Origin of the sequence: Anaerobium acetethylicum, assembly GCF_900096945.1 — a bacterium.
Lineage (GTDB): Bacteria > Bacillota > Clostridia > Lachnospirales > Lachnospiraceae > Anaerobium > Anaerobium acetethylicum.
On record NZ_FMKA01000026.1, the window covers coordinates 38,190 to 52,862 of the forward strand.

Consider the following 14,673-nt stretch of genomic DNA (forward strand, 5'->3'; position numbering starts at 1 on the left):
CAGTTTGTATGATTAGAAATTGAGGTGGCAGGAAATGGATTTAACAAAACTATTATACGGGGGAGACTACAATCCGGAGCAGTGGCTGGCGTACCCTGAGATCTTAAAAGAAGATATAGAATGCATGAAGCAGGCGCATATCAATACGGTGACCCTTGGCGTGTTTTCCTGGTCCGTGCTGGAACCGGAAGAAGGAGATTTTCAGTTTGGATGGCTGGAGCAGATCATCGACGATCTCTATGAAAATGGGATCTCAGTCATTCTGGCGACCCCATCGGGAGCACGGCCCAAATGGCTGGCGGACCGGTATCCGGAAGTCCTAAGGGTCGACGAGGCAAGAAACAGGGAACTGTTCGGAGGAAGGCACAACCACTGCTACACCTCTCCGGTATACAGGGAAAAGGTCAGGATCATAAACGGAGAGCTGTCGAAACGCTTCGGCAGCCACCCGGCAGTGATCCTCTGGCATATATCCAACGAATACGGCGGAGAATGCCACTGCCCCCTTTGCCAGCAGGCTTTCCGGAAGTGGCTGGAAGCGAAATACAGGACGATCGAAGAGCTGAATGAACGCTGGTGCACGACCTTCTGGAGCCATACCTACCAGTCCTTTGAACAGATTGAAAGTCCCTCCAGCAGGGGGGAATCCATGCTTCACGGCCTCACCCTGGACTGGAAAAGATTTGTAACGGATCAGACAGCGGATTTCATCAGGGAAGAAATCGCTGCCATCAGGGAGGCAGGCTCGGACAAGCCTGCCACCATCAATCTGATGTACAACTATGAAGGCCTGAACTATCATAAATTTGCAGACCTCATAGATGTCGTCTCCTGGGATTCCTACCCGACCTGGCACAAAGGAGAGGAATACCTGACAGCCGTGGATAACGGCATGCAGCACGATATCATGCGCAGCATCAAAAAGAAGCCTTATCTGCTCATGGAATCCTGTCCGTCCTCCACCAACTGGCAGGGCGTAAGCAAGCTGAAACGCCCCGGAATTGTGGAGGCCCAGGGGCTCCAGGCCGTCGCCCACGGTTCTGACAGCGTCCTGTATTTCCAGATCCGCCAGAGCCGCGGCGCCAGTGAAAAATTCCACGGTGCCGTCATCGACCATACGGGAAGCCGGGAGACGAGAGTCTTTCAAGAAGTGAAAGAAACTGGAAGACTACTGGGAAATATGGGAGGACTCCTGGGCGCATCCACAGAGTCGGAAGTTGCAGTCATCTACGACTGGGAAAACAGATGGGCTGTAGAAGATGCAATGGGGCCTAGAAACAAAGGCGTCTGTTATAAAGAGACTGTGGAAAAATCCTACCGGGCATTCCGGAAGCAGGGGCTGAATGTGGACTTGATCGATATGGAGCAGTCCCTGGAAGGCTACCGGATCGTTGCCGCACCCATGGCGTACATGTTCCGCAGCGATTTTGAAAAGAAAGTAAAAGCCTTCGTGGAGCAGGGCGGAACCTTCGTGCTGACCTACTGGTCAGGAATCGTCGACGACACGGACCGCTGCTTCCTGGGTGCAACGCCCCACGGCCTTGCGGATGTGATGGGGTTCAGGAGAAAAGAGATAGACGGGCTGTATGACGGGGAGACCAACGCCATGCTGCCGACCGACCGGGCCGCAGCCGTATTTGCGTCCCGGGAACGCTACAGCTGCCAGCGGCTGTGCGAACTTGTGGAACTGACCACCGCGGTGCCTCTGGCGGTGTACGGAGAGGATTTTTATCAGGGAATGCCGGCGGCCGCCTTCAACCGGTTCGGAGAAGGCAGCGCCTATTACATAGCGGCGGATGCGGAGCAGGCATTTTATGACGATCTGTACAGGCATGTGGTGGATGAAGCCCAGGTAGAACGCATACTGGACTGCCGCATACCGGAGGGCGTGGAAGTAAACGCACGCCAGACGGAAGAGGCGGAGTATGTATTTGTGCAGAACTACAACCGGGAAGCTGTGGAGATGGATCTTAAAGATGAGGATTATGAAGTGGTTCATGGAAAGAAGGGAACCGCAATCCCGCCTTTTGGAACCGTAGTGTTCATGAGAAGAAAGAGCGGGAGGGCATAAGAATGGACATTCGTGAAAAAATGAAAACAGGCATGCTCTATACGGACGCAGGCGAAGAAAGCCTGCAGAAAGAACTCAGCAGCTGCAAAGAACTGCTCTATGATTTCAATAATACCCGTCCATCCGAAACGGAAAAACGAAGCAGCATCCTGAAAAGCCTGTTGGGAGACATGGGCGAGGGCGTATGGATCGAACCGCCCCTTCGCATGGCTTATGGGAAGCATACCCATATTGGCAGCAACGTCTATGCAAACTTCAATCTTGTGGTCGTGGACGATACGGACGTCTATATCGGGAACAATGTCATGTTTGCCCCCAATGTGACAATCTCCGCAACAGGCCACCCTGTCTGCGCGGACCTGCGCAGGGATGGGTCCCAGTTCTCCTTTCCGGTCTATATTGAGGATGATGTCTGGATCGGAGCGGGAGCTATTATTCTGCCGGGTATCCGAATCGGCAAGGGATCCGTAATCGGAGCAGGAAGCGTCGTAACCCGTGATGTGCCTGAATATGTGGTGGCAGTGGGGAATCCATGCCGTGTGCTGCGGGCGATTACGGAGAGGGACAGGGAGTATTATTACAGGGATCTGCATGTTTAGAAAGCTGTGTTTGGGAGACCTGCAGAATGCAGTTTTGTGAATGGAAGTTTAGGAGTAACGTTTATATCTGGTACCAAAATAAGATGTCTTTCATCTTTTTTTGGTACCAGATATTTTTTGTCAAAGGAAGTCGCTTTGTACTATTAATAAAACAGAGAATACAGCCGAAATACAGATGAGAAACGGTGATCATTCATCCTGGTAATTGAGCCTCGGAGGGAAACTTAAAAGGAAGCGCATCATACAGGGCAGATAAGGAACCGACATGAAGGAGAGACTTGAAAATGCTGAAGAAACTGAATTTAAAACTGAAACTTGGTACAAAAATCATGCTTCTGGTAGTATTGATCATGCTGATGTTCGGCGGGGTTATCATGATAGCCATACAGAGCCAGCTGACAAACTACATTACAACGAATACCCTGAAGACAAGCGGAGACCTCAGCCTCACCCTGCTGGATGTCAAGAGCCTGGGGCAGTGGTATATAGTGGGAGACAAGCTGTACAAGGGAAACAAGCTGATCAACGACAACAACGACATGATGGATTCTGTCAAGGAATCTGCCGGCATCGAATTCGCTATCTATCTGGGGGATACCGTAATCGCAACGACGATTAAGGATGGAGATGCACGAGCCACCGGAATCAAGGCTGAAGCAGCACTGGTAAAAAAGGTTCTGGAAAAAGGGGAAACCTATACCGGCGAAAAAACAATTTCAGGTGAACAGTATCAGGTCTATTATCTGCCTGTTAAGGATAAGGACGGAGATAATATAGGGATGGTCCTTGGCGGAATAAGCCAGAAAAAAATAATGGAGCAGTCCATGCCGATCATACTGACGATCCTGGGCGTTTCAGCGGTGATGATGCTTATAGCCGTCTTTGCTATGGCAGTTCTCATCAATCGTGAAATTCTCAGAAAGATACAAGGCGTCATCGAGCACCTTGCCACACTCGCTGAGGGCGACCTGACCATGAAAGTGCCGGCCAGCATTCTGGATGCGAGGGACGAGTTTGGTGAAATTGCGAGGGCTCTGGACAAGACCCAGACTTCCTTTGCGGACATGATCATGGAAATCCGTGAAAACTCAGGCAGCATCGACAGCCATGCAGAAATCCTAAGCGTAAACGCCCAGCAGATGATGGGCGCCTCCGAAAACGTGACGATGGCGGTACAGGACATCGCCCAGGGAGCCAGCCATCAGGCGATGGAATTGGAGGTTATAACAAATATAACCGCAGAATTCAGCGCGGCTCTTGAAAACATAGTAGACGCCATTGGAAAAGTCAACGGGAATGGAACCGAAATAAGCACCATGGCCAAGAAGAGCGGCGAAAACATGGACAACCTTACGAAATCCATCAGGGAGGTCAAAGACGTATTCGGCAGCAATATGCAGACTCTCTCCATACTTCAGCAGAAAATCGACAAAATCAATGAAATTTCCAGCGTCATTAACGGAATCGCAAGCCAGACAAACCTTCTTGCCCTGAATGCGTCCATCGAGGCAGCAAGAGCAGGAGAGGCAGGAAGAGGATTCGCAGTAGTCGCGGACGAGATCAGGAAGCTTGCAGAAGAGAGCAGGAAGTCTTCTGAAAACATCAATTCCCTCGTGGAAGATATTATAGAAAACAGCGGTGCCGTCATCCGCACATCGGATGAAATGGATCAGGAACTGACGAAAGAAATCGAACTCGTCCAGATCGCCTCTGACTCCTTTGACGGCATCCTGGAGGCCATTGCCGGCATCACTTCAAAGATGCAGGAAGTACATACGGAATCCATATCCATCAGGGAGAGCAAGGATTCCATTGTGGAAAAAATCGAAGCTGCAGCTTCCGTATCTGAACAGGTGTCAGCTTCCTCCCAGGAAATATCGGCTTCTTCGGAAGAAATGAGCGCATCCACTGAAGAAGTTGCTGCAACAGCACAGGAACTGAGCAGCATGACCGGCGGCATGCTGGAGAAAGTGAACAGATTCAAGTTATAGGAGTCCCCTTATTTGGGTACCAGGTACCCTTTTTTTATATGGTACCTGGTACCTTTTTTTGTCCACCTTTTGTGCAAAAGGTGGACAAAAATATAAATAAAATTAAGAAAATCATACAAAAATACTTGCAATACATCAAAAGCCGTGATAGTATATAGAAACAGAAACACCTTATGCGCAAAAGGTAACAAAAAGTTGGTAATAATTGTCGAATTGTATGGAGGAGAGATTATGAAAAAGAGATTTTTAGCGGTAGCACTTGCGTGCACTATGATGGCAGCAACAATGACAGGCTGTGGAAGCAAAGCGGATTCAACTGGCAGCTCAACAGAAGGGAATACTGCTTCAGAATCAGAAGCATCCGGCGATGCGATCCGCATCGTCAATGGAAAGATCGAGATTGACAAACAGCTGAAGGCTTTTGCAGAATCCTATGAGGAAAAGACAGGACAGGAAGTAGTCATCGAATCCCTTGGCGGCGGCGTTGACATCAACGGAACGCTGAAAGGATATCTGGCAGCAGACAACATGCCTGACATGTTCGTGTTCGGCGGGGCTGGCGACTATAAAACATGGGCCGACTATATGACAGACCTGAGCGAGGAAGAATGGGCTTCCCAGACAGAGTTCGCATTTAAGGCGGAAGATGGAAAGACGGTAGGTTTCCCATATGCTGTTGAAGGGTACGGCATCACCTACAATGCGGCAATTCTGGAACAGGCAGGAATCGATCCGGCCGGACTGACCAATTACGATGCGTACAAGGCAGCATTTGAGAAAATCGACGGCATGAAGGAAGAGCTGGGCATTGATGCGGTCTGCTCCGTAGCTGCAGAATCAGGACAGATGTACTGGTCTACTGCAAATCATATCTTCGGATACTATTTATCAGCAGGACTTGAAAGAGATGACACGACCTATATCGATATGCTCAAGGAAGGAAAAGTTGATGAAAAAAGGTTAGGCGAGTTTGCCGACTTTACAAAACTTCTTTTTGACTACGCAGACCCTACTGTTCTGATTTCCGGAACTTATGACGACCAGCTGGCATTGTGGGCACAGGGAAAAACAGCATTTGTTACCCAGGGCAACTGGATTGATCCGTCTCTTCCTACTTACAATGTGGAATTTGCATGCGGAATCGCTCCACTGGCATTCCTTCAGGAAGATACGGCAGGCGTGCTGGCAGACTGCCCGTCATGGTGGGCGGTATACAATGAAGGCAAAAACATAGATGCCTGCAAAGCTTTCTTAAATGACCTTGCAACTTCAGAAGAAGGACAGAACTGTCTTGTAAAAGAGTGCGGCATGATTTCTCCATACACCACATGCACAGTAGAACCGGAAACACCACTGGCAGTTGCTTTAAAGAGCTATGTTGACGCAGGAAATACTTATGCATGGCAGTGGACAAAAATGCCGGAAGGAATCGCACAGAATGCAACAGGTTCGGTATTCGAACTCTATGCAAGGGGCGAGCTTGACAGAGATGAGTTTGTAGCAATGCTAAGTGCTGCAATTGCAGACTATACAGCACAGTAGCAGGACAAGAGGTTACTGTTCGCATGCCAGCAGGCGCAAGGTGTTTTTTGTGATTGTAGCGAAGCGAAAATCACGAAAAACCCGGGGCTTGCAGTGCGAAATGGTGTATTTCAACCATTTCTGTGCATCGCGAAGCACGTTATTATTCACAAAGTGAATAATAACGATAGGATCCAGGGGAGGATCTCCTCGTTGAAAGGGGTAAAAAAGTTGAATATAAATGTAAAGAGAACACTTTCGATATTAGAAATCACAGTTGGCTTCATTCTTATATGTTTCGCATTATATCTGGATGTGTCAGGCAGTGAACATAGTATGCGTGGAACGATCCTGACAGCAGGTGCCTTGCTTGTAATCCTGGGCGTGTACTGTATTCCGACCAGAAAACATCGTGCAATTGTTAATGTTTTATTTCTGTTTCCATTGGTCTTTGCATTTGCGGTTACTGTGCTGGTGCCGTTTGCATTGGGTATCTTCTATTCCTTCACTAACTGGACGGGTATCCGGTTTACGGAGTTTGTGGGCCTTGACAATTATATCAGGATGTTCAGATCGCGGGATTATGTGTATTCGTTTGTAATTACATTCATATTCACAGTATTTAATATGTTCCTGGTAAACCTGGCGGCATTTTCCCTGGCACTGCTATGCACCTCAAATGTCAGAGGAAAGAATTTTTACCGCGCCGCCTTTTTCCTGCCAAACCTGATCGGCGGAATTGTACTGGGTTATGTGTGGCAGTTCATTTTCAACAAAGTATTTACAAGCATTTTTGCGGGCAGCGCTTCCATGCTGACCGATCCGAACCTGGCACTGCTTGCGATCCTCATGGTAAGTACCTGGCAGTATGCCGGGTACATCATGATGATTTATGTGACCGGCCTGCAGAGCGTTCCAAAAGATATCCTGGAAGCATCGGGAGTAGACGGCGCAAACAGATGGATCACCTTATTCAAAATCAAGATGCCGATGATGGCAAATACCTTCACGGTATGCATTTTCCTGACCCTTGTCAATTCGTTCAAGCAGTTCGACCTGAACCTTGCGATTACCAACGGTGCGCCAAGCCGTATTCTGGGATTGAAGCCCGTTTCCTCCACAGAATTCATGGCGCTGAATATCTACAAGACAGCCATTGCGAAAAATGAGTATGCGCTGGGACAGACCAAAGCAGTCGTGTTCTTTGTCATTCTGGCAATCGTGTCACTGACGCAGGTGTACATCAGTAAAAAGAAGGAGGTAGAAATGTAATGAAAAAAGCAAAAACCTATAAGCTGATTACGGAAATAACAGGCATCATCCTTTCGGCATTGCTCCTTTTTCCTTTTTTTCTGGTAGTCATCAACTCGGCGAAAAAAAGCGCAGATATCGTCATCAGTCCCATTGCCCTGCCTTCTGACCTGGGGCAGGTGCTGGAAAACATGAAGAATGTAATCAACAACCAGAATTTCAGCTATTGGAAATCCTTTGGAAGTTCACTGCTGATTACCTGTACAGCCCTGCTGCTGCTCACCCTGTTTTCCAGTATGGCCGCATGGGTCCTGGTCAGAAACAGAACGAAGTGGTCGAACGTCATATTCATGATGTTCGTGGCTGCAATGGTCATCCCGTTTCAGGTGGTCATGCTCCCGCTGCTGTCAACATTCAGAAGCTTTTCCTCCTTTACGGGAATCAGCATGCTGAGCAGCTATAAGGGAATCATTTTTGCCTATCTCGGGTTTGGCGGATCCATGTCCGTATTCATTCTCCACGGATTTATCAAAGGGATACCCTATGAACTGGAAGAAGCGGCCCTGATTGACGGATGCAGTCCGGAAGGGACATTTTTCCGCATCATTTTCCCGCTGTTGAAACCGATCCACATGACGGTCATTATATTGAACGGCATCTGGATCTGGAACGATTACCTTCTGCCTTCCCTGATGCTGGGCCTGAACGGAAGGATCAAGACGCTCCCGGTGGCAGTCAGCAGTTTTGTGGGTTCCTATGTGAAGCAGTGGGATCTGATTCTGACGGCGGCGCTGCTGGCCATGATACCCATCGTGATCCTGTTCGTGATCGCACAGAAACAGATTATCCAGGGCATGGTAGAGGGTGCGATCAAATAAACGCCAAGGTATGCGGATAAGAAGGATACAATTTTGATAAAAGAGAGGATAAGTATAAATGATAAAAGAAACCTGGTGGAAAGAAGCGGTAGTTTACCAGATCTACCCGAGAAGCTTTATGGACAGCGACGGGGATGGAATCGGCGATATCAAAGGGATTACCAGCAAGCTTGACTATTTAAAATTATTGGGGATCGACGTGATCTGGCTGTCCCCCGTCTACAAGTCGCCTAACGACGACAACGGGTACGACATCAGCGATTATCAGGAAATCATGGATGAATTCGGAACCATGGAAGATTTTGACGAAATGCTTGGGGAAGCCCATAAACGTGGAATAAAAATCGTGATGGATCTGGTCGTAAACCACACCTCGGATGAACATCAGTGGTTTGTGGAGAGCAGAAAGAGCCTGGACAATCCTTACCGCGATTACTATATATGGAGAAAGGGCAAAGAAGACGGAAGCGAGCCCAACAACTGGGGCTCCTGCTTCAGCGGTCCGGCGTGGAAATACGATGAAGCGACAGACATGTACTTCCTGCACCTTTTTTCACCGAAACAGCCTGACCTTAACTGGGACAATGAAGCAGTCCGTAAATCCGTATTCGATATGATGACCTGGTGGTGCGACAAAGGAATCGACGGATTCCGGATGGACGTGATCAGCATGATCTCGAAGACAAAGGAACTGCCCGACGGGGAAACCAGGGGCGGACTTTACGGAGACTTTTCCCCCTATTCCGTTCATGGACCGAATGTCCATAAATACCTGAAAGAGATGAATGAAAAGGTCCTGTCCAGATATGACATCATGACGGTAGGGGAGGCCGCGGGCGTCACAGTTGAGCAGGCAAAGCAGTATGCAGGAGAGCATACGGACGAGCTGAACATGGTGTTCCAATTCGAACACGTGGATCTTGGCGGAAAATATGGAAAGTGGTCGGACACAAGGGTGCCCCTGACCGAACTGAAAAAGACCATGTCCAAATGGCAGACAGAATTGAAGGGCGAAGCCTGGAACAGCCTGTACTGGGAAAACCATGACCAGCCAAGGTCGGTTTCCAGGTTCGGAGACGACAGGCCGCAGTACCGTGATCTTTCCGCAAAAATGCTTGCGACATGCCTTCACATGATGCAGGGTACACCTTACGTCTATCAGGGCGAGGAGCTGGGAATGACGAACTATCCTTTTAACGACATGAGCCAGTTCCGGGATATTGAGAGCATCAATGCCTATAAAGAATGGGTAGGGAGCGGGCGCGTAAGCCATGAGGAGATGATGCGCTGCCTGTGCCTGAAAAGCCGTGACAATGCAAGGACGCCCATGCAGTGGGATGCATCCGGGCATGCAGGGTTCACAAAAGGAATCCCGTGGATTGCCGTGAATCCCAACTATCAGGAAGTCAATGCCAGCAGGGAGATTGCGGATGAGGAATCGGTCTTCCATTATTACAAAAAGCTGATCGGCCTGAGAAAACAGCATAAAATCATGGTTTACGGAGATTACGAACTGCTGCTTCCGGACAGCGGAGAGATCTTTGCCTATACAAGGACGCTGGATGGGGAACGGCTTCTGGTAGTCTGCAATTTCACGGACAAAGAGCAGGAATTCAGGGTGCCTGAAGCCTTCGCCGGGGATGAGGCGTTGTGCATGATTGCGAATTATAAAGGGGATGACTGCAGGAAATCCGGTAAGCTGAGGCCCTACGAGGCGATTGTGCTGCAGAAGTAGAGCATTATTGCTGTTCTTGAAGGAAATAGGGAATTAAATTTAATAAGGGATTGAAAATGATAAGGGATTAACATATAGAAGGGTTCATATACAGGAGGAAAACAATGCAGAAAAAATGGTGGCATGAAAAAGTTGCCTATCAGATTTATCCGAAAAGCTTCTACGATTCTAACGGGGATGGAATCGGGGATCTGCAGGGAATTATCAGGAAATTGGATTATCTGAAAGACCTGGGGGTGGACATCCTCTGGCTTTCGCCGATCTTCTGCTCACCCCTTGCAGACCAGGGCTATGACATTTCCGATTACTATAATATCGATCCACGCTTCGGCACAATGGACGATATGGACGAGCTGATCGTAGAGGCGAAAAAACGCGGCATGTATGTTCTGATGGATCTTGTGGTCAACCACTGTTCCGACGAACACGAGTGGTTCAAGAAAGCCATGAAAGATCCGGACGGGGAGTACGGGAAGTATTTCTACATAGAGGAAGGCAGAAACGGAGAACCGCCCTGCAACTGGCGCTCCTACTTCGGCAAAAGCGCATGGGAAAAGATTCCCGGCACTGACCGCTTCTATCTCCATTCTTTCCATAAAAAGCAGCCGGATCTGAACTGGGAGAACCCGGCCCTCCGCAGGGAAATCTATAAAATGATAAACTGGTGGCTGGACAAGGGCCTCGGAGGGTTCCGCATCGATGCCATCATCAACATCAAAAAGGAGCTGCCATTCAGGGACTATGAGCCGGACCGGGAGGACGGCATGTGCAGCATCAAGAAGATGCTGGCAGAGGCAGAAGGCGTCGGGGAATTTCTGTTTGAGATGAAAGAGGAGACCTTCAAAAAGTATGATGCATTTGCAGTAGGCGAGGTGTTCGATGAGAAGCCGGAAGAGATTGCCGCCTTTATCGGCGATGACGGTTATTTTTCCTCCATGTTCGATTTCGAAGAGACCCTGGCAGGAAAAAGCGACAGAGGATGGTACGACTGCAGGTATGTCGGACCGGACGAATACAGGGACTGCTGCTTCAAAAGCCAGAGAAAAACCGAAGGGATCGGATTTCTGTCCAACATCATCGAGAACCATGACGAACCCCGCGGCGTCAGCCATTATATCCCTCAAGGGGACTGTAACGATACCAGCAAGAAAATGCTTGGCGGCATCAGCTTCATGCTGAAGGGACTGCCTTTCATCTATCAGGGACAGGAGCTGGGCATGGAAAATACCACCTTTGCCTCCATAGATGAAGTGGATGATATTTCTACCATCGATGAATATCACGTGGCTCTGGAAGCCGGATTTACACCAGAGGAGGCCCTTAAGATCGTCAGCGAATACAGCCGCGACAATGCGAGAACACCTTTTCAGTGGGATGACGGCCCTAATGCAGGATTCACTGCAGGCAGCCCGTGGCTGAAGGTGAACCCGAACTATAAGGAAATCAACGCACAGAGCCAGGCAGAGGACGAGGATTCCGTGCTGGCGTTCTACAGACAGCTGATTGCGCTGAGGAAAAGCCCGGCATACAGGGAAACCGTGGTTTACGGAACATGCGAGCCGGCATTTGAAGACCGGAGCCGTATCATGGCATTCTATCGGAAGGGGCCTGAGAAAACGCTGCTTGTGATTGCAAACTTCCAGAATCAAGAGCAGCCGCTGACGCTTCCAAAAACCTGCAAAAAGATACTCATAAACAATTATCCGGATCTGATTTCAGATGGGAGAAATATCACGCTGAAGGGCTATCAGCTGGTGGTTCTGGAGATGTAGCATAAAGGGTATGGCTTTGCAGGGTGGACACAAAAAGTTTACCATGCTAAAATATTTGTATCTGTATAGAAATGCTGTCCTGCGAGATGTTTGCATGCCGCTTTTGCATGAAAACCCAGGCTCAGCATGATATGCAGCAGACGAATATGTTAAAAAACGGGGATGAACTATGATAACGATAAAAGAAATAGCAGATGAACTGGGGATAAGCACCACAACTGTAAATAATGTCATACATGGGAAGACAAAAGAGGTTTCGAAGGCCACAATTGAAAAGGTCGAGAAAATGATTGCGAAATATGAATATGTTCCCAACATGAATGCCAGGAACCTGGCCCAGAACAGGTCCAAGATCATCGCCGTCGCCATGAAAGCCAGAAAAGACAAGTATGAAAATGCCATCAAGGATTCCTATGTCGGCGAGCTGATCGGGGCAATCGAGAAAAGCGTACGTACAAGCGAATATTTTCTGATGATCTACATATCGGACGACATCGGTGAAATACTGAAGAACGTGTCGACGTGGAATGTAGACGGCCTGATCCTGCTGGGAATGTCCGGCGATGACAGCGTCATGATCAAGAAAAAATTCAAAAAGCCCATGGTTTTCGTAGACAGCTACTTCTGTCAGGATGTAATGGGGTATTACAACGTGGGTCTTGAGGATGCAAAAGGAACTTATGAGGCCACAAAGTACCTTCTGGAGTGTGGCCACAGGAAGATCGCATTTCTGGCAGACAACTGTGTCGGCGTCGACCATGAAAGATTCATTGGCTATAAAAGGGCCCTTCAGGAATATGGCATCGGATGCAGGGAAGAGGACTTTTTCGTGATGATGCCGGCAGAGAATGAAATAGAGGCCTGTCTGGATGAATTGTACCATTACTCGGAACAGTATACGGCTTTGTGCTGCGCATCCGATTACTATGCCGTAATGGTCATGAATTACCTGAGCGACCGTGGTAAAATCATACCGGATGACATATCGGTGGTCGGCTTCGATGACAATGCCAGCGCCACGATCGTAAGGCCCGCCCTTACCACCATACACCAGGATGTCACGAAAAAAGGCGAGGTTGCAGTCGAAAAGCTGCTTAAGATGGTGAACGGAGAAGAACTGGAAGAGGAGAACATGATCCTTCCTGTAAAACTTGTTGTCAGAGACAGCGTAAAGAAGATGAATCAGTAAAGAAACAATAACGATTCACTAACGATTCAGAACCGGGAAGGACTTCATCCTGGACAGCTGCATGAATAGAAAAACAGGCACCCGGGGCCAGGAACATAGTTCCTGGCCCCGGGTGCCTGTTAAGTTACCTCTGGCTACTTCTTGTTCCGGTCGGGATCAGGAAGAATATGGTTGAGCAGAATTGCCGAGATTGTGGCAAGGACTACCGGCGATTTTCCGAAGATGACCGTTACCCATTGTGGGAACTGAGCAAGGGACGCAGATGCCTGCGTGATGCCCATTCCGATGGCAACCGACAGTCCGACAACAGAAGTGTTGCGGAAATTCATTGGTGCCTTGAAGATAAGCTTAAGCCCTGTCATGGCGATCGTCGCAAAAACAGAAATCGTCGCACCTCCGAGAACACACTGGGGAATCGTGGTAAGCAATGCTGAAAACTTCGGCACGAATCCTCCTATCAGAATGATGATGGCGGCAAGTGCGAAAACCATCCTGTTGACCACTTTTGTGATGCTTACGATTCCCACATTCTGGCTATAGGTTGCAGTCGGAAGGCCTCCGACAAACGATCCCAATATATTTGAAAGCCCGTATGCCACAATTCCTCCCTGGAGCTCCCTGTCGGAAGGCTCCCGGTCCATGCCGCCTACCGTCGTTGCGGTAAAATCTCCGACTGCCTGGATGGAATTGATTACAAACAGTACGGAAAGGGATATGATTGCCGACGGCTCGAATTTCATCCCGAAATACATTGGCTTCGGAAGCTGGAGTGCGCTGGCGGATCCAACTGCATCGAAATTGACCATGCCGAAAAACAGCGAGATGATATAGCCGACAATGATTCCTGCCAGAATCGAAGCAATCTTCAGTGTCCCCTTTGCATAGTGGTTGCAGAATATGACGACAGAAAGTGTAATCAGCGCTACGAGCCAGTTCTGCCAGGAGCCGTAGGTCTTGCTGGCTACTCCGCCGGCCATATAATTGATTGCTGTCGGATACAGGGAAAGCCCGATCGTGAATATGACGATTCCTGTTATCATCGGCGGAAAGAAGATCCTGAGCTTCTTGATAAACAGACCTACAATAACCGCACATACACCTGCGATCAGCTGGGAGCCCAATATGGTCGCGATATCGTAGCTGTCTGCAATCGCCTGGATTGTCGGAAGGTAAGCAAACCCGACGCCCAGAATCATGGGAAGGCCGGAACCGATGTGCTTACCGATCGGGAAAAGCTGGATCAGTGTCGAAACAGCAGCTATGAAAAGCGCTGCCTGAACCAGAATGACCTTGTCTCCGGCATCCAGTCCCCCGACCCCTGCAATGATGATGGCCGGCGTGACGCATCCGACAATCATGGCCAGCACATGCTGGAGAGCCATTGGGAGAGCCTTTTTTAATCCTGGATTCCCGTCCGGTTCAAATAATGACGCATAATGTTTCGTTTTATCTTTATTCATTTAGATCCTCCGTAATATGTTTGTTCTTGGTAACTGTTCAGTAGTCCTGAATCGTTACTGTTCTTGTTCATTCTAATACAAAATGCGTAATTATGCAAAATGAAATCTTTGGGTGAAATGAAAAAGTAAATTCCACTTTGAAAAAGTAAATTCTACTGATAGACTGTTGTTTTGATGATAGAAAAAAATATTTGCTTTTTTACTAC

Annotated in this window: 10 protein-coding genes; 9 read left to right on the top strand and 1 reads right to left on the bottom strand. The window is 48.6% G+C overall.

Annotation, left to right across the window (positions count from 1 at the left end):
• The first annotated feature begins 34 nt into the window (after nucleotides 1-34).
• The 9 genes from BJR36_RS15330 to BJR36_RS15370 all read left to right on the top strand — a co-directional run bounded on the left by BJR36_RS15330 (nucleotide 35) and on the right by BJR36_RS15370 (nucleotide 13,007).
• A complete protein-coding gene (locus tag BJR36_RS15330) occupies nucleotides 35-2,071 on the top strand; it encodes a beta-galactosidase (protein ID WP_091235978.1) in 2,037 nt (678 codons plus the stop codon).
• 2 nt (nucleotides 2,072-2,073) lie between these two features.
• Nucleotides 2,074-2,670, top strand: coding sequence for a maltose acetyltransferase domain-containing protein (locus BJR36_RS15335; protein WP_091235981.1), 597 nt, complete (start codon nucleotides 2,074-2,076; stop codon nucleotides 2,668-2,670).
• A gap of 284 nt (nucleotides 2,671-2,954) precedes the next feature.
• Nucleotides 2,955-4,661, top strand: coding sequence for a methyl-accepting chemotaxis protein (locus BJR36_RS15340; protein WP_091235983.1), 1,707 nt, complete (start codon nucleotides 2,955-2,957; stop codon nucleotides 4,659-4,661).
• Nucleotides 4,662-4,892: 231 nt separating this feature from the next.
• Nucleotides 4,893-6,203, top strand: a complete 1,311-nt coding sequence (locus tag BJR36_RS15345) for an ABC transporter substrate-binding protein (protein ID WP_091235985.1) — start codon at nucleotides 4,893-4,895, stop codon at nucleotides 6,201-6,203.
• Between the two features lie 216 nt (nucleotides 6,204-6,419).
• The gene (locus BJR36_RS15350) at nucleotides 6,420-7,454 is read left to right on the top strand and encodes a carbohydrate ABC transporter permease (protein ID WP_408605726.1); all 1,035 of its coding nucleotides are present in this window, start codon (nucleotides 6,420-6,422) and stop codon (nucleotides 7,452-7,454) included.
• Nucleotides 7,454-8,311: a carbohydrate ABC transporter permease gene (locus BJR36_RS15355; protein ID WP_091235988.1), complete on the top strand. Its 858-nt coding sequence runs from the start codon at nucleotides 7,454-7,456 to the stop codon at nucleotides 8,309-8,311. The genes BJR36_RS15350 and BJR36_RS15355 overlap by 1 nt, the downstream gene beginning before the upstream one ends.
• A 61-nt stretch (nucleotides 8,312-8,372) precedes the next feature.
• A complete protein-coding gene (locus BJR36_RS15360) occupies nucleotides 8,373-10,046 on the top strand; it encodes a glycoside hydrolase family 13 protein (protein WP_091236002.1) in 1,674 nt (557 codons plus the stop codon).
• 104 nt (nucleotides 10,047-10,150) lie between these two features.
• Nucleotides 10,151-11,818, top strand: coding sequence for a glycoside hydrolase family 13 protein (locus BJR36_RS15365; RefSeq protein ID WP_091235989.1), 1,668 nt, complete (start codon nucleotides 10,151-10,153; stop codon nucleotides 11,816-11,818).
• A gap of 169 nt (nucleotides 11,819-11,987) precedes the next feature.
• Nucleotides 11,988-13,007 (top strand): LacI family DNA-binding transcriptional regulator, encoded by a 1,020-nt coding sequence (locus tag BJR36_RS15370; protein ID WP_091235990.1) that lies wholly within the window; start codon nucleotides 11,988-11,990, stop codon nucleotides 13,005-13,007.
• 134 nt (nucleotides 13,008-13,141) lie between these two features.
• Here the strand turns inward: BJR36_RS15370 and BJR36_RS15375 are convergent, their stop codons facing one another.
• A complete protein-coding gene (locus tag BJR36_RS15375) occupies nucleotides 13,142-14,467 on the bottom strand; it encodes a uracil-xanthine permease family protein (RefSeq protein ID WP_091235991.1) in 1,326 nt (441 codons plus the stop codon).
• Between the last annotated feature and the right edge of the window lie 206 nt (nucleotides 14,468-14,673).

Excerpts from the sequence above, each read along its gene's own strand:
- BJR36_RS15335 (WP_091235981.1), top strand. The coding sequence starts at position 2,074 with ATGGACATTCGTGAAAAAATGAAAACAGGCATGCTCTATACGGACGCA.
- BJR36_RS15340 (WP_091235983.1), top strand. The coding sequence starts at position 2,955 with ATGCTGAAGAAACTGAATTTAAAACTGAAACTTGGTACAAAAATCATG.
- BJR36_RS15370 (WP_091235990.1), top strand. The coding sequence starts at position 11,988 with ATGATAACGATAAAAGAAATAGCAGATGAACTGGGGATAAGCACCACA.
- BJR36_RS15345 (WP_091235985.1), top strand. The coding sequence starts at position 4,893 with ATGAAAAAGAGATTTTTAGCGGTAGCACTTGCGTGCACTATGATGGCA.
- BJR36_RS15375 (WP_091235991.1), bottom strand. The coding sequence starts at position 14,467 with ATGAATAAAGATAAAACGAAACATTATGCGTCATTATTTGAACCGGAC.
- BJR36_RS15365 (WP_091235989.1), top strand. The coding sequence starts at position 10,151 with ATGCAGAAAAAATGGTGGCATGAAAAAGTTGCCTATCAGATTTATCCG.
- BJR36_RS15330 (WP_091235978.1), top strand. The coding sequence starts at position 35 with ATGGATTTAACAAAACTATTATACGGGGGAGACTACAATCCGGAGCAG.
- BJR36_RS15355 (WP_091235988.1), top strand. The coding sequence starts at position 7,454 with ATGAAAAAAGCAAAAACCTATAAGCTGATTACGGAAATAACAGGCATC.